The organism is Nakamurella endophytica, from assembly GCF_014646215.1.
In the GTDB taxonomy this organism is placed as follows: Bacteria; Actinomycetota; Actinomycetes; order Mycobacteriales; family Nakamurellaceae; genus Nakamurella; species Nakamurella endophytica.
On the sequence record NZ_BMNA01000001.1, the window covers coordinates 271,808 to 296,236 of the forward strand.

Below are 24,429 nucleotides of genomic sequence, written 5' to 3' on the forward strand. Positions count from 1 at the left end.
TGCCCGAGGATCGGCGGGTGGCCCACCTGCGCGTCGACTTCTTCGCCGACTCCCTCGCCCTGTCCACGTCCATGACGGTGCTGCTGCCGCAGCGCACCCGGTCGCAGATCGGCATGACCGGCACCGTGGACGATGCGGCCGGCGGCCCGCCGGTGCTGTACCTACTGCACGGGCTGAGCGACGACGACACCATCTGGCTGCGCCGCACGTCGATCGAGCGGTACGTGGCGGAGCTGGGGTGGGCGGTCGTCATGCCGCAGGTGCACCGCAGCTTCTACACCGACGAGCAGCTGGGCCAGGCCTTCTGGACCTTCGTCTCGCAGGAGCTGCCGGAGATCGTCGGGTCGATGTTCCGGGTGTCGCAGCGGCGGGAGGACACCTTCGTCGCCGGCCTGTCGATGGGCGGCTACGGCGCCGTCAAGCTGGCGCTGCGGCAGCCGGAGCGGTTCGCCGCCGCGGCCAGCCTGTCCGGCGTGCTGGACCTGGCCACCCGGCTCGGTACGCCGACCCCGGCGGACACCGCCATGTTCACCCGGATCTTCGGCCCGGCCGGCGTCCCCACCGGCGACGACGACCTGGTCGACCTGGTGCGCCGGTGCGACCCGTCGACGCTGCCGGCGCTCTGGGCGTGCTGCGGGACCGAGGACTTCCTGGCCGGCCAGAACCGGACCTTCGAGCGCGCGGCCCGCGAGGCCGGCATCCCGCTGGAGGTGCAGTGGAGCCCGGGCGAGCACGAATGGGGGTACTGGGATCGGACCGTCCAGGACGCCCTGCGGTTCTTCGCCGCGGTCCGCGGCGGCGCGGTGGCGGGCTGAGTTCTGCGCCCGCGCGCTGGTGCGGCGGCGGGACCGCGGCCGGGCCCGGCTGAATCCCGGCCGGTGCGGAAGCGATGCGCCGGAGGTGCGCCGCCTGCGCGGATCAGTGCGCGGCCTCCCAGGCGGCGTACGCGTCGTGCACGACCCGGACCATGTCGTCGACGTCGTCGGTCAGGTGCAGCAGGGACAGGTCGGGCTCGGAGATGTTGCCGGCGCCGGCCACCGAGTCCCGGATCCAGTCGACGAGGCCGCCCCAGTACTCCGAGCCGAAGAGCACCACCGGGAACTTGGTGACCTTCTTGGTCTGCACCAGGGTCAGCGCCTCGAACAGCTCGTCCAGCGTGCCGAAACCGCCCGGCAGGCAGACGAACGCCTGCGAGTACTTGACGAACATCGTCTTGCGGGCGAAGAAGTAGCGGAAGTTGATGCCCAGGTCGACGTACTGGTTGATGCCCTGCTCGAAGGGCAGCTCGATGCCCAGGCCGACGGACATCCCGCCGGCCTCCTTGGCGCCGCGGTTGGCGGCCTCCATCGTGCCCGGGCCACCGCCGGTGATCACGGCGAAGCCCTCGCGGGCCAGCGCGGCGCCGATCCGGGTGGCGAGCCGGTACTGCTCGGTGTCCCGCCGGGTGCGTGCACTGCCGAACACCGTGACCGCCCGCGGGAGGCCGGCCAGCGCGCCGAAGCCCTCGACGAACTCGGCCTGGATCCGCAGCACCCGCCACGGGTCGGTGTGCACCCAGTCCGTCGGCCCCCGCGAGTCCAGCAGTCGCTGGTCGGTGGTCGACGTGCCGGCCGTCTGCGTCCCGCGCAGCAGGACGGGGCCGCGCATCTTCTCCGGCGGGTGCACGACCGGGGAGGACTGGTCGGCCGCGCCGTCGGGTGTGCTGGTCACCTTCGACACAGTAATGACCGGGCCGCCGGCGACGGGTCGGACACCGTGGGACGGCGGCCGGCCGTGCCGACAGACCTGCGACCGGTGCGCTCTCGTCCGCTGCGGCGCGGCTCCGGCCACGCGGCGGCCGGCCCGTGCCCGGAGCGGGTGTGGCGGAGCCGGCGGTGTCACCCGCGGCCGCGCCGCCGGACTCGCCGCTCAGCCCAGGAAGCGGCGCAGCACGTCGGTCATCTCGCGGATCTGCGTCCGGGACACGTGCTCCTCGCGGGTGTGCGCCAGCGACGGGTCGCCCGGACCGAAGTTCACCGCCGGGATGCCGAGCGCGGAGAACCGGGCCACGTCCGTCCATCCCAGCTTGGCGACCGCGACACCGCCGGCAGCGGCGACGAAGTCGGCGGCAGCCGGCGCGGACAGGCCCGGCAGCGCCCCGTCGGCGGCGTCCAGCAGCTCGAACTCGAAGCCGTCGAACAGCTCTCGGAGCAGGTCGGCCGCCTGGCCGGCCGACCGGTCCGGGGCGAAGCGGTGGTTCACCGTCACCACGCACTCGTCGGGGATGACGTTGGAGGCCACGCCGCCGCGGATCTTCACCGCGTTCAGGCCCTCCCGGTAGGTGCAGCCGTCGATCTCGACGGTGCGCGGCGTCGCCGCGGCCAGCCGCGCCAGCACCGGCTCGGCCAGGTGGATGGCGTTGCGCCCCATCCAGGACCGCGCCGAGTGCGCCCGGTGGCCGCGGACGGTGACCTCGGCGGTCAGCGTCCCCTGGCAGCCGCCCTCGACCTGGCCGTTGGTGGGTTCGCCGAGCAGGGCGAGGTCACCGGCCAGCCACTCCGGCAGCTCGCGCTGGATCCGGCCGAGCCCGTTGCGCGCCGACTCGACCTCCTCGCAGTCGTAGAACACGAACGTCAGGTCGCGGGACGGCGACTCGAGCGTCGCCGCCAGGTGCAGCAGCATGGCATCGCCGGACTTCATGTCGGTGGTGCCGCAGCCGTGCAGCACGTCGCCGTCCGTCCGCGACGGCACGTTGTCCGCGATCGGCACGGTGTCCAGGTGACCGGCGAGGACGACGCGGGTGGGCCGGCCCAGCTCTGTCCGGGCCAGCACGGTGTTGCCGGACCGCAGCACCTCGTACCGCCCGAGCCGCCGCAACGCCGACTCCACCAGGTCCGCGATCCGCTGCTCGGTGCCGGACACGGACGGGATGTCGACCAGCGCCGCCGTCAGCAGGTCCGGGTCCGCGGTGAGGTCCAGCGCGGCCTCCGCGGCGCCGTCCCGGTCCGGATCGGCGCTGTCATCGGCACTGCCATGGGCACTGCCCTCACCCGGAACGGCACTGTCGGTCATGGCCGCACAGTACCGTTGGCCCCGTGCGACGGCCGACGGTCTGGCGGGTGGCCGTGCCCGTCCTGGTGCTGGTCGTGGTGCTGGTCGCCGTCGTCGTGCTGGTGCGCGGCGCGTCCTCCGCACCCCCGGGCGCGACGGCGGAGTGCACCGTGCCGGCGGTGACCGGACCGCCGGTCACCGTGGTGGTCGAGGGGCCGCAGTCGACCGGTGCCGGCGCCGCCGGGACAGCCGAGGTCAACGCCAGCCCGACCGCCGCGACGTCGGTGGTGGGCGCGCCCGACGTCGAGCTGAGCGCCGTGGCCCTGCAGAACGCGGCGACCATCAACGCCGTCGGCATCGCGGAGGGCGTGCCCGACCGCGGCCGGGTGATCGCCGTCGCGACCGCGTGGCAGGAGTCGCGGCTGCGCAACCTGTCCGGCGGCGACCGCGACTCGATCGGGCTGTTCCAGCAGCGGCCGTCGCAGGGCTGGGGGACGGCGGCGCAGGTGGCCGACCCCGTCCACGCGTCCCGTAGCTTCTACTCCGCACTGGCGGAGGTGTCCGGCTGGCAGCGGATGTCGCTCACCGCGGCGGCACAGGCGGTGCAGTACTCCGCCTATCCCGACGCCTACGCCCAGTGGGAGCCGGACGCCACCACGCTGGTGCGGGCGCTCAGCGGCGCCGCCCCGATGGCGTTGCGGTGCCGCACCGGCGCCCAGCCGCCCACGGCCACCACGCCGGTGCGCACCCCGGTCGACGGCACCGCCCCGGCGACACCGGAGCTGCGCACCCTGATCGCCGCCGCCGCAGCGGAACTGGGCGGGGTGCAGGTCGTCTCGGTCGGCACGGACCGGACCTCGGCCGTGCTGGGCACCGCGGGCCGGGCGGACGCCGGCGTCCGCGCGCGACGGCTGGCCGCCTGGCTGGTCGCCCACGCCACCGGAGCCGGCGTCACCCGGGTGACCGCGGGGTCGCAGCAGTGGTCGCCGGACGGCTGGTCCGTGTCGACCGCCGTGGCGGCGCCCGGCCGGGTCGCCGTGGCGGTCGGCTGACCCTGTCCCGTCCCCGCGGCCTGTCCGCGCCGCCGCCCGGACCTCCGTCCCACCAGGCGCCGACCGGGCCGCTAACCTCCGGCTCATGACCGCCCCGGACCTCGTCACCACCGGAGCCATCGGCACCGGCCTGGCCACCCGCAGCGCGGACGGCACCCTGCTCGACGTCTGGTACCCCGCCCCCCGGCTCACCGCCGGCACCAACGACACCGACGGCACCGACGGCACCGGCCGAGCCGGGGAGCCGGACCTGTCCGGTGCGGAACGCGAGGACCCCGTCCGGCGGGTGCGGCTCGAGGTGGTGCGGACGTCGGTGGCGGACCTGAGCCGCCCGGCGCAGGACGCCGCGGACCTGTACCTGCGCCTGCACCTGCTGTCCCACCGGCTGGTCCGCCCGCGGACGGTGAACCTGGACGGCGTCTTCTCGCTGCTGCCGAACAACGCCTGGACCAGCCTCGGCCCGGTGCCCCCGGACGACGTGGACCAGGTCCGCCTGGCCGCGGCGCGCGCCGGGATCCGGCTCGCGGTGTCCGGCGTCGACCGGTTCCCGCCGATGACCGACTACGTCGCCCCGCACGGCGTGCGGATCGCCGACGCGTCCCGGGTCCGGCTGGGCGCGCACCTGGCGGCCGGGACCACCGTCATGCACGAGGGCTTCTGCAACTACAACGCCGGCACGCTCGGCACGTCGATGGTCGAGGGCCGCATCTCGCAGGGCGTCGTCGTCGGCGACGGCAGCGACGTCGGCGGCGGCGCGTCGATCATGGGGACGCTGTCCGGTGGCGGCAAGGAACAGGTGACGATCGGCGAGCGCTGCCTGCTCGGCGCGAACTCGGGCGTCGGGATCTCGCTCGGCGACGACTGCGTGGTCGAGGCCGGCCTGTACCTGACTGCGGGCACCAAGCTGGTGCTGCGGGCCGACGGCAGCGAGACCGCGGTCAAGGCACGCGACCTGTCCGGCGCCTCCGGCCTGCTGTACCGCCGGAACTCGCTGTCCGGAGCGGTCGAGGCGGTCCCCCGTTCCGGCTCGTGGGGCGGGCTGAACGAGGTGCTGCACCAGCACTGATCGGGCCCCGGCGGCCGGCCTGCGTGGGCTGCGGCACGCCGGCGGGCCCGCGCGTCGGTCGGGACCGCGTCGACCGCTGCGGAATACTCGCGCGGTGCCCGAACCCCGACGCGCCGCCCCGGCGAGGGCGGCGTCGTCCCGCCGGACCGCAACCCCGCCGACTCCGCCCGCGCCCGCGCCGCGCCGCCGCCGCGCCACGGCAGGAGCAGGCACCGGCGCCGCCGGTCCGGACGAGCAGCCCGGTCCGGCCCAGCCCGTCTCCCCGGCGCCGCGCCGCCGCCGGACGACCGCCGGTGCCGGTGCGGGCACCACGGAGGCACCCGCCGCGGTGCCGCCGGGCCGCGGACGACGCCGGACCGCCGCCCCCGCCGCCCCGTCCGCGCCCGCCAGCGCCACGGCGTCCGGTGGTGGGCGGTCGCGGGCTGACCGGTCGCGGGCTGACCAGGCGTCCGCCGCACGGTCGACCGGCACGACGCCGACCACCACGAAGTCCGCCGGCACGACCTCCGCCGGCACGGGGTCGACCACCACGACGTCCACCGGTGCCGGACGTCGCCGGACCGCCAGGTCCACGACCGCCGCGACGACCACCCCAGCCGTGACGGCGCCGGCCGGGCCCGCCACCCCGGAGACCCCCGCTCTGGCACCCGCGCCCGCCGGGCCGACACCGTCCCGCCGGCGCCCTGCGCACCGCGCGACGCCGGACGGGGCTGCCGCGCCCAGGACGCGCCGGACCCCGGCCCGCGTGCCGGCGACCGGGACCCTCCCGGCTGCGACCGGGTCCCCGGGCGACGTCCCCGCTGCCGCCCCTCCCGCAGCCGCGCCCGTCCCGGTCCCGCCGCCGACCTGGCCCGCGGGTGACGCCGCCGGTCCCGAGGACCCGGCCGGCGAGGTCGCCGCCATCCCGCCCCGCCCGGCCCCGCGCCGCCCCGGCCTGATCCCGACGGACGTGGCCGACGCCCTGGCAGCCGTCCTCGGCAAGGCCACCGCCGGGCTCCGCGAGCACGAGGAGGGCAGCCGGCACGGCGCGGACATCGAGAGCGTCCACCAGATGCGGGTGGCGACCCGCCGCATCCGTGCCTACCTGCGCGCCGCCCGCCCGGCACTGGATGCCGACGCGGCGGCCGGGCTGCGGGGCGACCTCGCCGATCTGGCCGGGGCGCTCGGCGAGGTCCGCGATCTGGACGTCATGATCGACCGGCTGCACCGCGAGGCGGCGGCGCTCGGCGAGCCCGACACCGCCGCGCTGGAGCGGGTGATCGGGCGGCTAGACCGGGACCGGACCCGCGCCCGCCGCGCGCTGGTGGCGGCGCTCGACGACCCGGGGCACGGGTCGCTGCTCGCCGAGCTCGACGCCGCGACGGAGCGGCCGCCGGTGGCGAACCCGTGGGTGGACCTGCGGGCGCTGGCCGCGGACGAGTACCGGGTGCTGGCCAAGGGCCGCCGCCGGCTCGAGAAGCAGTTCGGCGCGCACCCGCCGGACGACGACCTGCACGCGTTGCGGATCCTGGGCAAGCGCGCCCGGTACGCGGCGGAGCTGCTGGGCAAGGACCGCGACGCGGCCGGGTTCCTGTCGGCGCTGGCCGCGTTCCAGGAGGTGCTGGGCGACCACCAGGACGCGTCCGTGCTCGAGGACACGCTGCGCGCGCTGGTCGCCCGCAGCGGCGACGCCGACGCGGCACTGGCAGCGGGCCGGGTGATCCAGGGCTGCCGCGAGCGCAAGGCCGCGGCCCGGGCCCGGTACGACGACGCCTGGGCGGCCGTGGAGGCCGCCGCCGGCCGGGCGTTCCCCACGACCGGCTGACACCGGACGTCGCGCCGCGGGCGCGCCCGGACGGTCACCGCACCGGTGTCACCGGGTCGGGTCGCGGGTCCACTGCGGGTCGGTCCCGGCCGGGTGGCGCCGGAAGTCCGGCAGGGCGGTCAGCGCCTGCTCCTCGCCGCCCGGGGTGTACGTCACCAGCAGGCGCAGGGTGCGCCAGGTGGTGTTGAAGGTCGAGTGCACCGTGGCCCGCGGGATGTACACCAGGTCGCCCTCGGCGATGTCGAAGTCCTGGTCGCCGACGGTCTGCCGGCCGGCGCCGGAAACCACGTACAGCAGCTCGTCGGCGCCGTCGTGCTGGTGCGGTGCATGACCGGCGCCGGGCAGGATGATCACCTCGCCCTGGGAGTTGACGGCGCCGGGGACGGTCGCGGGGCTGACGAACCACTTCATCGTGCCCCAGTCGAAGCTGAAGGTCTCGACGGCGTCCGGTGGGATGTGGGCCGGGATCGGAGCGGTCACGGTGGGGTCCTCTCGCCAGGGATGTGCAGGGTGCGGCGGCCGGTGGCCGGTCGGTCAGCCGGTCGCGATGGTCTTGAACGCCTGGACCTGGGCGGTCAGCGCCCGCTCGGTCGGCAGCCGCTCCATCGACGAGGCGCCGAAGAACCCGGCGACGCCCGTGGTGCGCGCCAGCACGTACGCCGCGTCCTCGGGTTCGGCGATCGGACCGCCGTGGCACAGCACCAGGACGTCGGCGCGCTCGGCGACCGCGGCGTCGCGCATGGCCTGCACCCGTTCCACCGCCTCGTCCAGCCCCGGTGCGGTGCGCGCTCCGATGGTGCCGGACGTGGTCAGCCCCATGTGCGGCACCAGCACGTCGGCACCGGCGGCGGCCATGGCGGCGGCCTGGTCGGGGTCGAAGACGTACGGGCAGGTCACCATGTCGCGTTCCGCGGCCAGCCGCACCAGCTCGACCTCCAGGTCGAAGCCCATGCCGGTCTCCTCCAGGTTCTGCCGGAAGACCCCGTCGATCAGCCCCACCGTCGGGAAGTTCTGGATCCCGGAGAAGCCGGTCGCCGCCAGCTGGTCCAGGAACCGCGGCATCAACCGGAACGGGTCGGTCCCGCACACACCGGCGAGGACGGGGGTGTCCGCGACGACCGGCAGCACCTCCGCCGCCATCTCCAGCACGATGGCGTTGGCGTCGCCGTAGGGCATCAGCCCGGCCAGCGACCCGCGACCGGCCATCCGGTAGCGGCCGGAGTTGTAGATGATCACCAGGTCGGCCCCGCCGGCCTCGGCGCACTTGGCCGAGAGCCCGGTCCCGGCGCCGGCGCCGATCACCGGCCGGCCGGACGCCACCTGGGACCGCAGCCGCCGCAGCACCTCTGCCCGTTCCATCAGCGCTCCTCCTCGACCGTCGCCGCGGTGATCATCTCGTGCAGGCGTTGCGCCATCGCCACCGCGAAGGCCGGGTCGTTCACGTGCTCCGGGCGCCGGTGGACCGGGACGCCCGAGCCCGCCAGCCCGGATTCCAGCGCCGACAGGCAGGCGGCGTCCGCAGCCGGGTCGGCGAACGGCATGTCCGGGGCGTCCAGCGCGCTCACCCCGCCCTCCGGCCAGAACACCTCGGTGGGGCCGGTCGCGGCGGCCAGCTTGCCGGCGATCCGGCGGCCGAGCTCGGCCATCTCGTCCGCGGTCGTCCGCATCAAGGTGATGGTCGGGTTGTGGACGAACAGCGTGCGCCCGGCGAAGCGGTCCGGGACGGTCGCCTCCGGGCCGAAGTTGACCATGTCGAGCGCCCCCGGCGCCACCACCTGGGGCAGGCCGGCACGTCCGGCGGCCTCCAGCCGGTGCGGGCCCGCGGTCAGCACTCCCCCGACCAGGTCGTCGGCCATCTCGGTGGTGGTCAGGTCGAGGACGCCCGCGACCATCCGGGCCTCCGCGAGCGCCTCGAGCGCCCGCCCGCCGGCACCGGTGGCGTGGAAGACCAGGACCTCGTACCCCAGGCCGGTCAGGTGCTCCTGCGCCGCGACGACGGCGGGTGTGGTGACGCCGAACATCGAGGCGGCGACCAGGGGCCGCTCGTCCCCGGCCGCGGCGGCGCCCGCGCGCTCCCGGTGGGCCGCGGCCATCCCGACCGCGGCAGCGGCGGCGTTGCCCAGGATGGTCCGGGACACCCGGTTCACGCCGGCCACGTCGACCACCGAGTACAGGATGGCGACGTCCTTGGCACCGACGTACGGCGAGACGTCGCCGGAGGCCATCGTGGACACCAGTAGCTTCGGGACGCCGATCGGCAGCTCGGCCATCGCGGCCGCGGCGATCGAGGAGTTCCCGGAGCCGCCGGCCGCGAGCAGCGCGTCGAGCCGGTCCTCCTGCAGCAGCCGGCGGGCCACGGCCGCCGCGCCGTGTCCCATGGCGGTCACGGCCGCCCCACGGTCGCCGGCGGCCCGCAGCGCCGCGCGGTCGGCGCCCGCGGCCGCGGCGACCTCGTCCGCGGTGACGTCGGGAGCCGCGCCCACGGGATCGCCCAGGCCGACGTCGACCACCAGCGCGGTGGCGCCGGCGCGCCGTACCTGCGCCGCCAGGAAACCGATGTCCGGGCCCTTGGTGTCCAGGGTGCCCATGACCACGACGGTCGTCACGTCGTCCTCCCCACGCTGCGGTCCTCGTCCCCGGCGGGCGGCGCCGGTGCCTGCACGACGCCCCGTCGGGGACGCGGCCGGATCAGCCGGCGGACAGCCGCCGCGCCGCTCCGGCGACCCGCTCGTCCGTGGCGGTCAGTGCCACCCGCACGTGCCGCGCGCCGCCGGGTCCGTAGAACGTGCCCGGCGCGACGAGCACGCCGCGCTCGGCCAGCCGGTCGACCGACGTCATGGCCGGCTCGTCCCGGGTGCACCAGAGGTACAACCCGGCCTCGGAGTACGACACCGTGAACCCGGCGTCCTCGAGGGCGCCCTGCAGCACCCGCCGCCGGGCCGCGTACCGGTTGCGCTGGGCCAGCACGTGCCCGTCGTCGCCCAGCGCCGCGGCCGCCGCCGCCTGGATCGGTGCCGGCACCATCGCGCCCAGGTGCCGGCGCAGGCCGGTCAGCTCGGCGACCAGGTCCGGGTCCCCGGAGGCGAACCCCGCCCGGTAGCCGGCCAGGTTCGACCGCTTGGACAGCGAGTGCACCGCGAGCAGGCCGGTGTGGTCGCCGCCGCAGACGTCGGGGTGCAGCACCGAGACGGGCGTGCTCTCCCAGCCCAGGTCCAGGTAGCACTCGTCCGAGGCCACCACGCAGCCGCGCGCCCGGGCCCAGGCGACCATCTTCGCGAGGTTCTCCGCCGACCGGACCCGCCCGGTCGGGTTCGACGGTGAGTTCAGCCAGAGCAGCGCCGGCCGTTCGGTGCCCATGCCGTGCAGCGAGTCGCTGCGCAGCACCCGGCAGCCGGCGACCAGCGCGCCCACCTCGTACGTCGGGTAGGCGATCTCCGGGATGACCACCAGGTCGTCGGGACCGAGCCCGAGCTGCGACGGCAGCGAGGCGATGAACTCCTTGGACCCGACCGTCGGCAGGACGTTCTCGGGATCCAGGTCGGGCACCCCGTGCGCGCGCGCCAGCCACCCCGAGTACGCCCGGCGCAGCTGCGCGGTGCCGTGCACCGCGGGATAGCCGGGACTGTTCGACGCATCGGCCAGCGCCGCCCGGACGGGTGCCGGGACGATGTCGACCGGGGTGCCGATCGACAGGTCGACGATGCCGTCCGGATGCGCCCCGGCGACCCGGCGCGCGTCGTCGAGCTGGTCCCAGGGGAAGTCCGGCAGCCGCACCGACGTGGTCACGACCGCACGCCCCCGCTCAGTGGCCCTCGCCCATCGGCGGCAGCGCGGAGACCAGGGGCACGTCGTTGCCGGTGCGACCGACCTTGGAGGCGCCGCCCGGCGACCCGAGGTCGTCGAAGAAGTCGACGTTGGCCTTGGTGTAGGGCGACCACTGCGCCGGCACGTCGTCCTCGTAGTAGATGGCCTCGACCGGGCACACCGGCTCGCAGGCGCCGCAGTCGACGCACTCGTCGGGGTGGATGTACAGCATCCGGTCGCCCTCGTAGATGCAGTCGACGGGACACTCCTCGACGCACGCCCGGTCGAGGACGTCCACGCAGGGCTCGGCAATCACATAGGTCACGGTGTCTCTCCAGGCAGGGGATCTGTACCGGCGCGGCTCCCGGGCGGCACGGACTCGGTCGGCCCGCCCCGCGCCCCGGCGTCGCCAGTATCCACTGCCGGTCCGGCCCCCGGGAAACCGGACGGCGCCGGCCCGGCCGCAGCGGCCCGTACCCGGGCGCCCCAGGCCGACGTCACCGCCGCCGCCCCGCCGGCCCCGCCGAGCAGCATCAGCAGGACCAGCCGCCAGTCCCCCACGGCCAGCGTCACCTGCGGGTACAGCGGGTTGCGCTGCAGCGCGGTCCACGCGGTGACCGCGAACCAGGCGACCACCGGCGCGGCCGCCATCAGCAGCGAGCCGGTCAGGGCCAGGCACCAGCGCGGCAGCACGACCACGGTGGCAGCGGCCAGGATCACGCTGATCGGCAGCGGGACGGCCCCGGCACGCAGCGGCAGGAACGCCACGACGACGGCGGCGACCAGCGCCGCCAGCACCGTGAGCACGGCCGCCATCGCCCAGTCGACCGGCGCGCCGGGACCGGGTCGGGCACCGCCCGGAGGTCCGGGCCGGGGCGGGACCGGTTGCGTCCCGGCGGCCCCGGACGGCTCCGGAACGGTCACGGCAAGCCGGCGAACAGGTCGTCGACGACGCCGCCACCGGTGCCCACGCCGTGCAGCACCCGGTAGCACTCGACCGGCAGCAGCGGCTGCGCGAACCGGTTGGACAGCGTGAAGCCGCCCGGCAAGAGGTCCAGCTGCGTCCGGTGGGCGGCCAGCGCGCAGCCGCGGGCGTCGGCGTACCGCTCGACGTCGACGCGGATGTCCACGGCCTCGTCGTCGACCGTGAAGCCCAGGTCCTCGGGCCGGGCCGCGCGCAGCCCCGGGGGCACGGCCAGGGCCTGCAGCGCCTGCAGGCTCTCCCGGCGGGGCCGGACGACGGCCACCACCCGGTCCACGCCGGCCCGCACAGCGGCGGCGAGCCCGACGTCGTGGGTGGCGATGTGGTCCGGGTGGCCGTAGCCGCCGTCGGCGTCGTAGGTCGCCACCACCTGCGGCCGCACCTGCTCCAGCACCTCGGTGAGCGCGGCGACCGCCTCCTCGTGGGCCGGGCCGCCGGTCCGCGCCCGGTGGAACGCCCGCGGGTGGGCGGCCGACGGCGTGCCGACCATCCCCGAGTCGCGGTAGGTGCCCAGCCCGCCCAGCCACCGGTGGTCGTCGACGCCCAGGCAGGCGCAGGCCCGCTCGAGCTCGGTCAGCCGGTAGCCGCCCAGCTGGTCGGCCACCGGCGCGGCCAGCCCGGCGAGCTCCGGCGGGATGACCTCGCCCTCCTCGCCGAGGGTCGCGGTGATCAGGCAGACCCGTGCCCCCTCGGCGGCGTACCGGGCCAGCGTCCCGGCCATGGTGATCGACTCGTCGTCGGGGTGCGCGTGCACGGCCAGCAGGGTGCGGGTCACCCGACCACCCTAGGTGTCACCGGCCGGACGGCCGCCTGGCCGGTCGCGCCGGCCAGCGACCGATTCGCCGGGCGGCGCTGCCGGTGCGCCGGGTCAGCGCCGCAGTCCGCCGGCGCGGTAGGTGCGCCGGTCAGAAGACCTGGTACTCGTCCTCGTCGACGCCGACCCCGGCGGCCAGCAGCACGTCGCGCTGGTGCCGGCGCCGGGCCTGCTCCTCCGGGTCCGGCACGGGCACGGCCGCCAGCAGCCGCTTGGTGTAGTCGTCGACGGGCTGCGCCAGGATCTGCTCCCGGGTGCCGAGCTCGACGAGCCGGCCGTGCCGCATGACCGCGATGCGCCGGGCGAGGATCTCGACCACGGCCAGGTCGTGGGTGACGAAGAGGCAGGCGAAACCCTGCTCGCGCTGCAGGTCCTGGAACAGCTGGAGCACCCGGGCCTGCACCGACACGTCGAGTGCCGAGGTGGGCTCGTCGGCGATCAGCAGCTTGGGGCTCAGGGCCAGCGCGCGGGCGATGCCGACCCGCTGCCGCTGCCCGCCGGAGAGCTCGTGCGGGTAGCGGTTGCGCATGGCCCTGGCCAGGTGCACCTGGTCCAGCAGCGCCTCGACCCGCTTGGACAGCTCGGCGCCCTTGACCTTCTCGTGCAGCATGATCGGCTCGCCGATCGACTCGCCGATCGGCAGCCGGGGGTTCAGGGACGACCCGGGGTCCTGGAAGACGAAGCTGACGTCGCGTCGGATCGGCCGCAGATCCCGGTTCTTGGCGCCGACGATGGTGGTCCCGACCACCGTCGCCGTGCCCTCGACCACCGGCAGCAGGCCGACGAGCGCCCGGCCCAGCGTGGTCTTGCCGGAGCCGGACTCGCCGACCAGGCCGACCACCTCGCCCTGGCCGATCTGCAGCGTGAAGTCGCTGACCGCGCGGAAGGCCGGGGTGCGCCCGCGCTTGGGGTACTCGACGCTGGCGTTCTGCAGGTCGACGACGACCGGCACGCCGGGCTGGATCCCGGCCCGGCGGGTGGGATCGCCGGCATCGGCCGGCCTGGGCAGCACCACGTGCGTGCCGACCGGCGAAGAGCCGTGGTGGTCGGCGGGCCCGGCCGGGCCACCGGAACTGGGCGCGGTCGTGGTGCCGGTGGTGGTCGTGGTACCGACGGTGGTGCCGACGGCCGTGCCGGTGGCGTCGACCCCGCCGAGCGCTTCCGCGACCTCCTCGGCCAGGTCGTCGGCGACCTCGACGCCCTCGTCGGCGACGACGGAGCCCAGGTGGGGCACGGCGCCCAGCAGCTGCCGGGTGTACTCGTGCTGGGGCCGGTGGAAGATCTCGTCCGCGGTGCCGGACTCGACGATCCGGCCGTCCTTCATCACCACGATGCGGTCGGCCATGTCGGCGACCACGCCCATGTCGTGGGTGATCAGCACGATCGACGCGGAGATGCGGTTCTTCAGGTCCCGCATGAGCTTGAGGATCTCGGCCTGCACGGTGACGTCGAGCGCGGTGGTCGGCTCGTCGGCGATGAGCAGCTTGGGATCCATGGCCAGCGACTGGGCGATCATGGCGCGCTGCCGCTGGCCGCCGGAGAGCTGGTGCGGGTAGGAGTCGACGCGGCGCTCGGGGTCCGGGATCTCGACCAGCTTGAGCAGCTCGATGGCACGCTCGCGGGCGGCGTGTGGCGCCATGGCCCGGTGGCTGCGCAGCATCTCGGAAATCTGGAACCCGATCGTGTAGACGGGGTTCAGCGCCGTCATCGGCTCCTGGAAGATGACCGAGATGTCCTTGCCGCGGATGCCGCGCAGGTAGTGCTGCGGCGCCCCGACGATCTCCCGGTCACCGAGCTTGATCGACCCGCTGGTGTGCGAGTTCTTCGGCAGCAGGCCCATCAGCGACATGGCCGTCGTCGACTTGCCCGACCCGGACTCGCCGACCAGCGACAGGACCTCGCCGGCCCGCAGGTCGAACTCCGCGTCGATCACCGCGGGGTACCAGGTGCCGTCCACCCAGAACTCGATGTTCAGGTCCCGGACGCTGAGCACGGTCGGCGCGGACGTCAGGTCCTTGCGGTCGACGGTGGCGGTCATCGTGCGTTCCTCTCGACGGCGGTGGGCGTGCGACCGCCCGGTCCAGTGTGCGCGTGGGGCGCGTCCGGTGTGCGAGGGCACCGGGGCGGACGGCTGCGCGGTGCCAGACTGGCGGGATGCGCAGCGTCTACCGGCCGGCGTTCGGCAAGGTGCTGGCGGCCCTGGTCGCAGTGGTGTGTGCGGTGGGCCTGGTGGTCATCTCCGCGCACGACGGCGTGCCCGGCTTCGCCCGGTCCGCCCCGTGGCTGCTGCTGGCCGCCGGCGCCGCCTGGGCGCTGTTCTGGCGGCCGGAGGTGGTCGTCGACGACGCAGGCGTGCACCTGGCGAACGTGCTGCGGACCGTCGACCTGCCCTGGCCGAGCATCCAGCGGATCGACACCAAGTGGGCGCTGGCGCTGACCACCCGCTACGGCACCTACACCGCCTGGGCGGCGCCGGCACCGAGCCGCTGGGCGCACCGCGACCTGTCCCCCGGCGACCTGCGGCACCTGCCGGAGTCGACCTATGGCGCCGGCGCCAGCATCCGCCCGGGCGACTCCCCGCACTCCCCGTCCGGCCAGGCGGCACTGGCCGTCCGGCGCCGCTGGGAAGAGCTCCGCGACGCCGGCCACCTGGACGACCCGCGGCTGGAGTTCGACCGGCCGCCGGTCACCTGGCACCGCACGACGATCGCCGCCGCGGTGGTGCTGGTGGTCCTGGGCGTGCTCGCCGCGCTGGTCTGACCGGGCGGTGTCCGGGCGGCTCGGGTCCGCCCGGGCGGCGACTGGCCGGCCGGCCGGGAGCACCCGGCCGGCCGCGGACGTCGCCACGCCTAGAGCCCCACCGCCGGCGAGGGCGGTGCCGCGGTCTCGTGGGTCGACAGCTCCGCCTTGGCGGAGGTGGCCCGGTCCGCCCGCAGCGCGCGGGCCTTGGGGATGCGCTTCTGCTTGGGGTCGAACGCGTCGCGCAGACCGTCACCGATGAAGTTGATGCACAGCACGATGATGATGATGAAGATGCCCGGCCAGACGAACAGCCACGGCCGGAACGAGAACGACTGCGCGTAGGCGCTGATCAGCGAGCCCAGCGACAGGTCGGGCAGCCGGATGCCGAAGCCGAGGAACGACAGCGCCGCCTCGGACAGGATGCCGGCGCCCATCAGCAGCGTGGTGTTGACGGCGATGATGCCGACGGTGTTCGGCAGGATGTGCTTGAAGATGATCCGCCGGTCGGACGCGCCGGCCACCCGGGCGGCGTCGACGAACTCCCGCTCCCGCAGCGCCAGGAACTCGCCGCGGACCAGCCGGGCCAGCGTCGTCCAGGACAGCAGGCCGAGCGCCAGGGCCACCGACCAGATGCCGTGGGCGTTGAGCACGAAGCCCAGCACCGCGGTGATCAGGATGATCGGGAGCGTGATGATCAGGTCGGTGAACCGCATCAGCACGGCGTCGACCCAGCCGCGGTAGTACCCGGCGACGGCGCCGATGACCACGCCGATCACCGTCGACAGCAGGCCCAGGATCAGGATGACCACGATGGTCTGCTGGGTGCCGCGCATGACGGCCGCGAACAGGTCGAGGCCGGTCTCGTCCTGGCCGAACGGGTGGATGCCCCACGCCCAGCCGTGGCCGCCGAACAGGCCGGGCACCGACATCGTCGGCTCGCCCTGCGGGTTGTACGGGTCCGGCAGGTCGGTGTACTTCCAGTGGTACCAGCCAGGGATCGGACCCCAGCCGATGCTCGTCGCGGCCAGCAGGATCACCAGGATCAGCACGACCAGCGAGATCATCGCGCCCTTGTGGCGGAGGAAGCGCTTGCGGACGATCTGTCCCTGGGACAGGCCCGCGACTTCCTTCTGCTCCAGCGAGCCGGTCTCCTCCGGGGGCGCCGGCGGTCCCGACTGCTGCGGGTCCGCGCCGGTGCCGGTGCGCGTCGTCGTCATGCTGAACCCACCCTGATTCTCGGATCGAGCGCCGCGTACGCGAGGTCGGCGAGGATGTTGAAGACCACCGCCACGAGCGCCGTGATGAGGAAGAACGCCATCACCGGATTGGGGTCGTAGTTAGTCAGGCCGTCCTGGAACAGCGACCCCATGGCCTTCCAGCCGAACACCGTCTCGGTGAGCACGGCGCCGCCGATGAGGGCACCGACGTCCAGCGCGAGCACCGTGGCCAGCGGGATGAGCGCGTTCCGGAAGGCGTGCCGGACGATGACGGTCCGCTCGGTCAGCCCCTTGGACCGGGCCGTCCGGATGTAGTCCTGGTTGAGCACCTCGAGCATGCTCGCCCGCGAGTAGCGGGAGTACCCGGCGAGCGAGATCAGCATCAGGGTCAGCGTCGGCAGGATCAGGTGGGTCACCGTGTCCAGCGTCTGGATCCAGAAGTCGCCGTCCAGGTTCGGGGTCGACGGGTTCGTGGTCGCCAGCGGCCGCCCACCGATCGCCGGGTCGTTGGAGTAGGTCTGCCAGGCCCGCATGAGCCGGTCGACGAAGATCACCAACCCGACCAGCACCGCGGTGAAGGCGGCGGTGCGGGCCGACAACCCGCGGTCGTCACCGCCGAACAGGTAGCCGATCACCACCGCGGCGATGACGGCGACCACCAGCAGCCCGAGCAGCTTGAGGAAGTTCATGCCGTTGTAGAAGAAGTACTGCAGCGGCTGGTACAGCACGATGCCGAGCACGGCCGTGGTCAGCGCGCTGTAGAGCGCCTTGCGGTTGGCCGTCCCGGCCATCAGCGCCGTCATGCCGTAGGCGATGCAGAGCGCGAGGATGCCCACCACCACGATGCCCAGCCGGGGGTCGAGCAGCCAGGCCGTGGCGGACATGTACCAGTTCAGCGCGAACGCGACCACCGCGGCGGCCGCGCCGATGAGGAGTTTTCGCCGGGGTGCTCCGCCGACCAGCGAGTACGCCAGGAACCCGATGATCAGCGACACCACGATGATGATCGCCCAGTTGTAGTGCGCGCCGCCCTGCAGGAAGTCGTTGTACTTGATCGCGATGACTTCCTTGAGCAGGATGCCCACCCAGAAGACCGGCAGCGAGAAGAACAAAAAGGTCAGGAAGCTGACCGTGTAGTCCAGCCCGGAGTACTGCCGCAGGGCGGTGATGACACCCACGGTCACCCCGATGACGATCGCCACCACGGTGGCGGCCGTGACCAGCTTGAGGGTGTTGCCGAGCGCGGAGCCGAGGTTGCTGCCGACGGACTGCAGCTGCACGTTCTGGCCGAAGTCGCAGTGGCCGACGAAGCAGCCGCCGATGCCCTTGAGCCAGATGAAGTACCGGGCCACCGGCGGGACGTCCAGGTGCAGGACCCGGGTCAGGTTCGCGATCGCCTGGGCCCGCTGGGTCGGGTCCTGGATGTTGTAGGCGGCGTTCAACGGATCGCCCGCGTACGACATGAGGATGTACGCGATGAACGTGGCACCCAGGATGATGAAGAACGACGCGATCAGGCGTCGTGCCAAGAATGTGAGCATCTGCTCCGTGCCCTTCGATCGGACTGCGGGCTGACCTGGCGGTGACGCCGGCGGGTCGGGGTCCGCGACGGCGGCGACCCGAACGTCGAAAGGCGGTGGGCGGTCCCGTTTCGGGACCCACCGCACCGCCCTCGACGTTACCGCCGTCCCGCGGCCCGGTCACTGGTGGACCGGGCCGCGGCGGGGTGGATCAGCTGGTGGTGGTCCACTCCCAGAAGTTCCAGAACGGGCCCGGGCTCAGCGGGATCATCTTGACGTTCTGCAGCTTCTTCGAGTTGGAGGCCACGATCTCCGGGAACTGGAAGATCACCGTTCCGAAGGAGTCCGACCAGAGCGCCTTCTCGATCTCGATCAGGTACTTGAGCTGGTCCTCCGGGGTGGTCGCGGCGTTGAGCTTGACACAGGCCGCATCCAGCGCCGCCGACGAGTAGCCGTAGAAGTTGTTCTGGCCCTTCGTCTTGTAGTTGTCGCAGTTGGCGGTCACACCGGTGTTGGTGGACTGCCAGCCGAACAGCGAGGCGTCGTAGATCTTGGTGTTCGGCAGCTGGGCGCCCCAGTCGGTGCGGCTGGCGTCGACCAGGGTGAAGCCGGCCTGCTGCGCGGACTGCTGGATCAGCTTGAACTCGTTCTGCCGCCGGGTGTTGTCCTTGGCGAACAGGAACCGGACGGTGACCGGGGTCTTGACGCCCGCCTTGGCCAGCAGGTCCTTGGCGCCGGCGATGTCGGCGTCCTTCCAGTTGGCCGAGCCGTTCTGCTGGACCATCTCGTCGTAGCCGGGCGAACCGGGGACGAGGGTGAACGAGTCACGCGTGGTGGCGGTCGGGTTCAGCGGCTTGATCAGGCGGGAGACGATGTTCTGCCGCGGGATCGTCTTGATGAACGCCGCCCGGACCTGCTGGGCCTTCGCCTTGTCGCCGCCGTAGGTCGCCGGGTCGAACGGACCCTTGTTGTTCTCCGCCATGTCGACGTGCTCGTAGGTCGAGCCGATGGTGTTGATGACGTCGACGCCCTGGTTCTTCAGGTTGTTGACCGCACCCAGCACGTCCACCGTGGCTTGCGGATTGGTCATGTCGATCTCACCGTTCTGCAGCGCCTGCACCGAGGCCATGGCGTCCGGGATGAACCGGTAGGTGATCTGCTGGATCGACGGCTTCGGACCCCAGTTGTAGTCCGGGTTGACCTTGAAGGTCATGTACTGGTCCTTCTTGAAGTCCGTCAGCAGGTAGGCGCCGCTGGACAGGTAGAGCTCCTTGTCGCTGGGGAGCTCGGTGAAGTCGAAGCCGGTGTTGTAGAAGTCGGCCACCTTCTTCAGGGCCGCCTTGTCGTCCTTCTGGAAGGCGGTGTTCATCGCGGTCTTCGCCGACGCGCCGTCCTTGGCACCCAGCGCCTTCATGCCGATGACGTGCGCCGGGACGCCCATGGTCAGGGCGATCGGGTAGTCGGCGAAGAACGTCGAGTACTTCAGGGTGATGGACTGGCCGCCGTCGGAGATCGTCGGGGTGTCCTTGACCAGCGCGAGGCCGGTGCTGGAGGCGTCGAAGGCGACCACATTCGGCTGCGGGATCGGGTTGCCGTTGTCGTCGGTCTTCAGCTCGCCGGTGTTGTACTTGCCGCTCTGCGCGGCCCAGGACAGCATCAGGTCGGACGCGTCGACCGGCACGCCGTCGGACCACTTGGCGTTCTTGTTGACCGTGTACTTGACGGTCAACGGGTCCTGCGAGACCAGCTGGCAGGTCACGAACTGATCGTTGTTGATCAGGTTCAGGTCCTGGTCGTAGTAGTTGACCTGAGCTTCCATCAGGTACAGCGGGTTAGTGTTGGCCACCGCGTTCCCGTGCCCGGTCAGGTTGTTGTACGAGTAGAACGACTGGTTCCACGCCACCGTGGTGGAGCCGCCGACCTTCGCCGGGGCGTCGTACGCACCGTGCGGCTTGCCGCACGCGTCGCCGGCGGCGTTGTTGCTGCCGCTGCTGCCGCTGCTGCCGCTGCTCCCACTGCTGCTGCCGCCGGAGCTGCTGGCCGAGCTCGAGGCCGAGGAGCTCCCGGTGTCGCTGCCGCTGCCGGTGACCGCACCGGAGCTGGAGCTGGACGCCGACGAGCTGGTGGTGTTCGACGCCTGCCCCGGGCTGGAGCACGCGGCGAACACCAGCGAGGCGCTCGCGACGAGAGCAGTGAGAGCCACTGCCCGTGTCTTACCCATGTATTGGTCCTCCTCTGCAGGCACCGGGTGGTCGCGGCTCCGGCCCCCATCGACCGTGCGCGGACACAGACCTGCCCCGGCGCTGTCATGCCTGACTGCCCGACCTTAGGGACCCTGCCACGATCGGTGCCAGTCGACAAGATCGATCGTGACCAAAGGGTGACCGGTCTCTAGCCTGTGGGAAATACCAATCGGTCAGAGGGTGGCACGGCCCCCAACGGTGCAAACTTTCGCGACGCACCGTGCCTGCACCGCAGGTCGTGCGGTCGTTCCCGAGAGCTCTCGCAAAGCGTCCGGTGGACGTGCGGCAGGCCGTCACCCGGCGGCTTTCCCCGACCGTGGCGCATCCTGTCCCGTACTGCCGGACGCGCCATTTCCGTCCTCGCTGCGCGAACCGCACCCCTGCCGCGCCTGCGCCGGTCGGGTAGTGCCTGTCTCGCGCCCCATCGATCCCGGGCGCTTGTGCCCTCGCGGGATCGGGCGGGCCGGCCGGGGTTGCCGGCGCTCAGTGCACCGTCCAACCCGGCGCACCGGACAGCGGCGACGCCCACGTCCAGCCGGGGCCGCCGGTACCGGCGACCCCCGACAGCCCGGCGCCGGTGGCGAAGACGGCCACCGGCTGGCCGATCGGCAGCGCCGGCAGCTCGCGCCACAGCTCGGCGTCGGCCGTCGCCGGGTCGGCCTGCTCGGACAGCAGCTGCACGGCCGACGGGCGGGACAGGCAGTAGCCGGACAGGTCCGCCCCGCGGCCGATCGCCGGCGCCGCTCCCGCCACCGGCGGCGGGCAGGTGTAGCTCGAGGCCACGGCGACCGCGTCGCTGCGCACCCGCGGGACCTCGAGCAGGGCCAGCTGGACGGTGCCCGCCGACAGCCCGGCGACGATCCCGGCCACGGACAGCCGGACCAGGTCCACCTCGATGCCGGCCGCGCCGAGCTGGACCTGCACCTGCTCCGCCGCCGCCTGCATCCGCGGATCCCCCGGCGGGTACGACAGCACCAGCCGCAGCGGGACGCCGTCCCGGGACAGGTAGGCGCCGGTGGCCGTCCAGCCGGCGGCGGTCAACGACGCGGCCGCAGCCGCGGGGTCGCCCGTCGGCACCGGCGGTCCGTCGAGGGTCCCGGCGCCCCGGGTGGACGGCAGCGTCACGGCGGACGAGACCGGCAGCAGGCCGTCGTCCCGGCCGCCGGTGAGCACCGCCCGCAGCGCGGACAGGTCCAGGGCCTGCGCGACGGCCCGCCGGACCGCCGTCTGCCGGGTCGGCCCGGCCGCGGTGTCGAAGACCAGGTCGACGGTGGCGGGCAACGGCACCGCCCGGCGGTCGGCGGCCGGGACGGCCGCCGCCAGCGCGGCACCGTCGGCCGCGTCGGGACGCACCAGCACGGCCTGCACGTCGCCGCGGCGCAACGCCTCCCGCAGCGCGGTCGGGGTACCGATGCGCAGCACCACGGCCGCCGGCCCGGGCTGCTCGCCCCAGTACTTGTCGTTGCGGACCAGGGTCAGCTCCCCGTTGACCGCGTCCACCGACTGCAGCTTGTAGCGGTTGGCCGAAACCGGGACGCCGCCGGCCAGACCGGTGGCCCAGCCGCCCGGCGAGTCCTTGAGGATGTGCGAGGGCAGCAGCGGCGAGAACAGCGACGCCCACCCCGGCACCGGCGCGGAGAACTCCACCTGGACGGTCTTGCCCGCGTCCAGCGAGCGGACCGCGGTGATCAACCGGTACGGGGCGGGGTCGACGGTGCCCGGCTGGACCAGCATCTGGTCCCACAGGTAGCTGAAGTCCTCGGCGGTCACCGGCGTCCCGTCCGACCAGGAGGCGCCGGTGCTCAGCCGGTACGTCACCGTCCACGGATCGGTCGAGGTGACGCCGGCGGAGTCGACCAGGTCCCGGTTGACGCGCCGCACGCCGTCCGGTTCGACCGTGGACACGCTGGGTAGGACCAGCGCCGCCACCGCCGCGCTGACCGGTCCGGCGTCGGCGATCTGGTGCGGGTTGAAGCCCACTGCTGTGCCGTCCATGCCGACGACGACCGAGCCCTCCGACACCGGCGCGGTCGCCGTGGTGGCGGCGGCGCTCGGGGCGATGGGCGGCGGCAACCCCGGCGGGGTGCACGCCACGGCCAGCGGCAGGCTCAGGGTCAAGGTCAGGGTTAGGACGGACGCCGCCAGGCGGAGAGGGACGCGGCGGGTCCTGCTCACCCGGTCACCCTACAAACGGGTGGCCGTCCGGACCGGCTCAGCCGACCTTGCCGCGGGTGCGCGCGCGGGCTCGCTCGCCGGCGTTGAGGATGATCTTGCGGATGCGCGCCGAGGTGGGCGTGATCTCCACGCACTCGTCGTCCGCGCAGAACTCCAGCGCCTGCTCCAGGGACAGCGCGCGCGGCGGCACCAGGTGCACCAGCTCGTCGCCGGTGGAGCTGCGCATGTTCGTCAGCTTCTTCTCCTTGGTGATGTTGACGTCCATGTCGTCGGCGCGCGAGTTCTCGCCGACGATCATGCCCTCGTACACCTCGGTGGTCGGCGGGACGAACATCGTGCCGCGCTCCTGCAGGCTGAACATGGCGAACGGCGTCGCCTTGCCCGGGCGGTCCGCCACCAGCGACCCGCTCGAGCGGGCCCGCAGCGGCCCGGCCCACGGCCCGTAGCCGTCGAAGATGGCGCTGGCGATGCCGGTGCCGCGGGTGTCGGTCAGGAAGTCGGTGCGGAAGCCGATGAGCCCGCGCGACGGGACGTGGAACTCCAGCCGCACCCAGCCGGTGCCGTGGTTGGTCATCGTCTCCATCCGCCCCTTGCGGACGGCCAGCAGCTGGGTGACCGCGCCGAGGTACTCCTCGGGCACGTCCACGGTCAACCGCTCGTAGGGCTCGTGCCGCTCGCCGTCGACCATCCGGACGACGACCTGCGGCTTGCCGATGGTCAGCTCGAAGCCCTCGCGGCGCATGGTCTCGACCAGGATGGCCAGCGCCAGCTCGCCGCGGCCCTGCACCTCCCAGGTGTCCGGGCGCTCGGTGGGCAGCACCCGGATCGAGACGTTGCCGATCAGCTCCTGGTCGAGCCGGTTCTTGACCTGCCGCGCGGTCAGCTTCGTGCCGCCGTCCTTGCCGGCCAGCGGCGAGGTGTTGATGCCGACCGTCATCGAGATGGCCGGCTCGTCCACGGTGATCGGCGGCAGCGCGTGCGGGTCCTCGGGGTCGGCGAGGGTCTCGCCGATGGTGATGTCCGCCATGCCGGCGACCGCGATCAGGTCCCCGGCGCGGGCGGACTCCACCGGCACCCGGTCCAGCGCCTCGGTGATGAGCAGCTCGCTGACCCGGGTACGGGTCACGGTGCCGTCCAGCCGCATCCAGGCGACCTGCTGGCCCTTGCTGATGGTGCCCTCGATGACCCGGCACATGCCGATGCGGCCGAGGAACGGGCTGGCGTCGATGTTCGTCACCTGCGCCTGCAGCGGCGCGCCCTCGGTGTACTCGGGCGCCGGGATGACCTCGAGCAGGGTGTCGAACAGCGGGTCGAGGTTCTCGTGGTCCGGGACCGAGCCGTTCTCCGGCTTGGTCAGCGACGCCCGACCGGCGCGCGACGAGCAGTAGACGATCGGGAACTCGATCTGCTCGTCGTCGGCGTCCAGGTCCAGGAACAGGGCGTAGGTCTCGTCGACCACCTCGTCGATGCGGGCGTCCGAGCGGTCCGTCTTGTTGATCACCAGCACCACCGGCAGCCGCGCCGACAAGGCCTTGCGGAGCACGAACCGGGTCTGCGGCAGCGGGCCCTCGGAGGCGTCGACGAGCAGCAGCACCCCGTCCACCATGGTCAGCGCGCGCTCGACCTCGCCGCCGAAGTCGGCGTGGCCGGGCGTATCCACGATGTTGATCACCAGGTCGCCGTCCGGCGTGTGCCGGCGGACCGCGGTGTTCTTGGCGAGGATGGTGATGCCCTTCTCGCGCTCGAGGTCGCCGGAGTCCATCACCCGCTCGGCGACGGACGAGCCGACGCGGAAGGCGCCGGACTGCCACAGCATGGCGTCCACCAGGGTGGTCTTGCCGTGGTCGACGTGGGCCACGATGGCGACGTTGCGCAGGTCATTGCGAAGGGGCACGAGGGGCACTTTCCGGAGAGCCAGGCGCCGGCGGTGTCCGGAGCGCTGGACGTCGACCGCGTCCGGTCGGGGGACCGGGGCCGGCC

Annotated in this window: 20 protein-coding genes; 5 read left to right on the forward strand and 15 right to left on the reverse strand. The window is 73.5% G+C overall.

Annotation, left to right across the window (positions count from 1 at the left end; all coding sequences use genetic code 11):
- Positions 1-17: 17 nt before the first annotated feature.
- Positions 18-815: an alpha/beta hydrolase gene (locus tag IEY37_RS01225; RefSeq protein ID WP_188939686.1), complete on the forward strand. Its 798-nt coding sequence runs from the start codon at positions 18-20 to the stop codon at positions 813-815.
- 103 nt (positions 816-918) lie between these two features.
- On the opposite strand, the gene IEY37_RS01230 is transcribed toward IEY37_RS01225, so the two are convergent.
- Together IEY37_RS01230 and dapE are read right to left on the reverse strand one after the other, a co-directional pair.
- Positions 919-1,719 (reverse strand): LOG family protein, encoded by an 801-nt coding sequence (locus IEY37_RS01230; protein WP_373298231.1) that lies wholly within the window; start codon positions 1,717-1,719, stop codon positions 919-921.
- A 189-nt stretch (positions 1,720-1,908) separates the two neighbouring features.
- The gene (gene dapE / locus IEY37_RS01235) at positions 1,909-3,051 is read right to left on the reverse strand and encodes a succinyl-diaminopimelate desuccinylase (protein WP_188939687.1); all 1,143 of its coding nucleotides are present in this window, start codon (positions 3,049-3,051) and stop codon (positions 1,909-1,911) included.
- A 23-nt stretch (positions 3,052-3,074) separates the two neighbouring features.
- Here dapE and IEY37_RS01240 point away from each other — a divergent pair, with 23 nt between their 5' ends.
- The 3 genes from IEY37_RS01240 to IEY37_RS01250 all read left to right on the forward strand — a co-directional run bounded on the left by IEY37_RS01240 (position 3,075) and on the right by IEY37_RS01250 (position 6,952).
- Positions 3,075-4,082: a hypothetical protein gene (locus tag IEY37_RS01240; RefSeq protein WP_188939688.1), complete on the forward strand. Its 1,008-nt coding sequence runs from the start codon at positions 3,075-3,077 to the stop codon at positions 4,080-4,082.
- Positions 4,083-4,167: 85 nt separating this feature from the next.
- Positions 4,168-5,148 carry a 2,3,4,5-tetrahydropyridine-2,6-dicarboxylate N-succinyltransferase gene (gene dapD, locus IEY37_RS01245; protein WP_188939689.1) on the forward strand — a complete coding sequence of 327 codons (981 nt, stop codon included), beginning with the start codon at positions 4,168-4,170 and terminating at the stop codon, positions 5,146-5,148.
- Positions 5,149-5,893: 745 nt separating this feature from the next.
- Positions 5,894-6,952, forward strand: a complete 1,059-nt coding sequence (locus IEY37_RS01250; protein ID WP_188939690.1) for a CHAD domain-containing protein — start codon at positions 5,894-5,896, stop codon at positions 6,950-6,952.
- Between the two features lie 48 nt (positions 6,953-7,000).
- Here the strand turns inward: IEY37_RS01250 and IEY37_RS01255 are convergent, their stop codons facing one another.
- The 8 genes from IEY37_RS01255 to IEY37_RS01290 all read right to left on the reverse strand — a co-directional run bounded on the left by IEY37_RS01255 (position 7,001) and on the right by IEY37_RS01290 (position 14,590).
- Positions 7,001-7,432 carry a cupin domain-containing protein gene (locus IEY37_RS01255; protein ID WP_229673512.1) on the reverse strand — a complete coding sequence of 144 codons (432 nt, stop codon included), beginning with the start codon at positions 7,430-7,432 and terminating at the stop codon, positions 7,001-7,003.
- A gap of 54 nt (positions 7,433-7,486) precedes the next feature.
- A complete protein-coding gene (locus IEY37_RS01260; protein WP_188939691.1) occupies positions 7,487-8,311 on the reverse strand; it encodes a phosphoenolpyruvate hydrolase family protein in 825 nt (274 codons plus the stop codon).
- Positions 8,311-9,558 carry a Tm-1-like ATP-binding domain-containing protein gene (locus IEY37_RS01265; RefSeq protein ID WP_188939692.1) on the reverse strand — a complete coding sequence of 416 codons (1,248 nt, stop codon included), beginning with the start codon at positions 9,556-9,558 and terminating at the stop codon, positions 8,311-8,313. The genes IEY37_RS01260 and IEY37_RS01265 overlap by 1 nt, the downstream gene beginning before the upstream one ends.
- 82 nt (positions 9,559-9,640) lie before the next feature.
- Positions 9,641-10,738, reverse strand: coding sequence for a succinyldiaminopimelate transaminase (dapC, locus tag IEY37_RS01270; RefSeq protein WP_188939693.1), 1,098 nt, complete (start codon positions 10,736-10,738; stop codon positions 9,641-9,643).
- A 16-nt stretch (positions 10,739-10,754) separates the two neighbouring features.
- Entirely contained in the window at positions 10,755-11,081 is a 327-nt protein-coding gene (gene fdxA / locus IEY37_RS01275; RefSeq protein WP_188939694.1) for a ferredoxin, read from the reverse strand.
- The gene (locus tag IEY37_RS01280) at positions 11,078-11,572 is read right to left on the reverse strand and encodes a hypothetical protein (RefSeq protein WP_188939695.1); all 495 of its coding nucleotides are present in this window, start codon (positions 11,570-11,572) and stop codon (positions 11,078-11,080) included. Before IEY37_RS01280 ends, fdxA begins: the two co-directional genes overlap by 4 nt.
- 104 nt (positions 11,573-11,676) lie before the next feature.
- Complete coding sequence (gene mshB / locus IEY37_RS01285; protein ID WP_229673513.1) at positions 11,677-12,513, reverse strand: N-acetyl-1-D-myo-inositol-2-amino-2-deoxy-alpha-D-glucopyranoside deacetylase; 837 nt, start codon at positions 12,511-12,513, stop codon at positions 11,677-11,679.
- Positions 12,514-12,643: 130 nt separating this feature from the next.
- Positions 12,644-14,590 carry an ABC transporter ATP-binding protein gene (locus IEY37_RS01290; protein ID WP_188939696.1) on the reverse strand — a complete coding sequence of 649 codons (1,947 nt, stop codon included), beginning with the start codon at positions 14,588-14,590 and terminating at the stop codon, positions 12,644-12,646.
- A gap of 116 nt (positions 14,591-14,706) precedes the next feature.
- On the opposite strand from IEY37_RS01290, the gene IEY37_RS01295 reads away from it, so the two are divergent.
- The gene (locus IEY37_RS01295; RefSeq protein ID WP_188939697.1) at positions 14,707-15,312 is read left to right on the forward strand and encodes a PH domain-containing protein; all 606 of its coding nucleotides are present in this window, start codon (positions 14,707-14,709) and stop codon (positions 15,310-15,312) included.
- An 89-nt stretch (positions 15,313-15,401) separates the two neighbouring features.
- Here IEY37_RS01295 and IEY37_RS01300 read toward each other — a convergent pair whose 3' ends face one another.
- The 5 genes from IEY37_RS01300 to typA all read right to left on the reverse strand — a co-directional run bounded on the left by IEY37_RS01300 (position 15,402) and on the right by typA (position 24,343).
- Positions 15,402-16,511 (reverse strand): ABC transporter permease, encoded by a 1,110-nt coding sequence (locus IEY37_RS01300; RefSeq protein WP_188939698.1) that lies wholly within the window; start codon positions 16,509-16,511, stop codon positions 15,402-15,404.
- Positions 16,508-18,052, reverse strand: coding sequence for an ABC transporter permease (locus IEY37_RS01305; protein WP_188939699.1), 1,545 nt, complete (start codon positions 18,050-18,052; stop codon positions 16,508-16,510). Before IEY37_RS01305 ends, IEY37_RS01300 begins: the two co-directional genes overlap by 4 nt.
- Positions 18,053-18,242: 190 nt before the next feature.
- On the reverse strand, positions 18,243-20,252 hold the full coding sequence (locus IEY37_RS01310) for an ABC transporter family substrate-binding protein (RefSeq protein WP_188939700.1): 2,010 nt from the start codon (positions 20,250-20,252) through the stop codon (positions 18,243-18,245).
- A gap of 505 nt (positions 20,253-20,757) precedes the next feature.
- Positions 20,758-22,449 (reverse strand): ABC transporter family substrate-binding protein, encoded by a 1,692-nt coding sequence (locus IEY37_RS01315; RefSeq protein WP_188939701.1) that lies wholly within the window; start codon positions 22,447-22,449, stop codon positions 20,758-20,760.
- A gap of 37 nt (positions 22,450-22,486) precedes the next feature.
- A complete protein-coding gene (gene typA / locus IEY37_RS01320) occupies positions 22,487-24,343 on the reverse strand; it encodes a translational GTPase TypA (protein ID WP_188939702.1) in 1,857 nt (618 codons plus the stop codon).
- Positions 24,344-24,429 lie beyond the last annotated feature (86 nt).

Excerpts from the sequence above, each read along its gene's own strand:
- IEY37_RS01300 (WP_188939698.1), bottom strand. The coding sequence starts at position 16,511 with ATGACGACGACGCGCACCGGCACCGGCGCGGACCCGCAGCAGTCGGGA.
- dapE (WP_188939687.1), bottom strand. The coding sequence starts at position 3,051 with ATGACCGACAGTGCCGTTCCGGGTGAGGGCAGTGCCCATGGCAGTGCC.
- IEY37_RS01260 (WP_188939691.1), bottom strand. The coding sequence starts at position 8,311 with ATGGAACGGGCAGAGGTGCTGCGGCGGCTGCGGTCCCAGGTGGCGTCC.
- dapD (WP_188939689.1), top strand. The coding sequence starts at position 4,168 with ATGACCGCCCCGGACCTCGTCACCACCGGAGCCATCGGCACCGGCCTG.
- IEY37_RS01280 (WP_188939695.1), bottom strand. The coding sequence starts at position 11,572 with ATGGCGGCCGTGCTCACGGTGCTGGCGGCGCTGGTCGCCGCCGTCGTC.
- IEY37_RS01290 (WP_188939696.1), bottom strand. The coding sequence starts at position 14,590 with ATGACCGCCACCGTCGACCGCAAGGACCTGACGTCCGCGCCGACCGTG.
- IEY37_RS01310 (WP_188939700.1), bottom strand. The coding sequence starts at position 20,252 with ATGGGTAAGACACGGGCAGTGGCTCTCACTGCTCTCGTCGCGAGCGCC.
- IEY37_RS01295 (WP_188939697.1), top strand. The coding sequence starts at position 14,707 with ATGCGCAGCGTCTACCGGCCGGCGTTCGGCAAGGTGCTGGCGGCCCTG.
- IEY37_RS01305 (WP_188939699.1), bottom strand. The coding sequence starts at position 18,052 with ATGCTCACATTCTTGGCACGACGCCTGATCGCGTCGTTCTTCATCATC.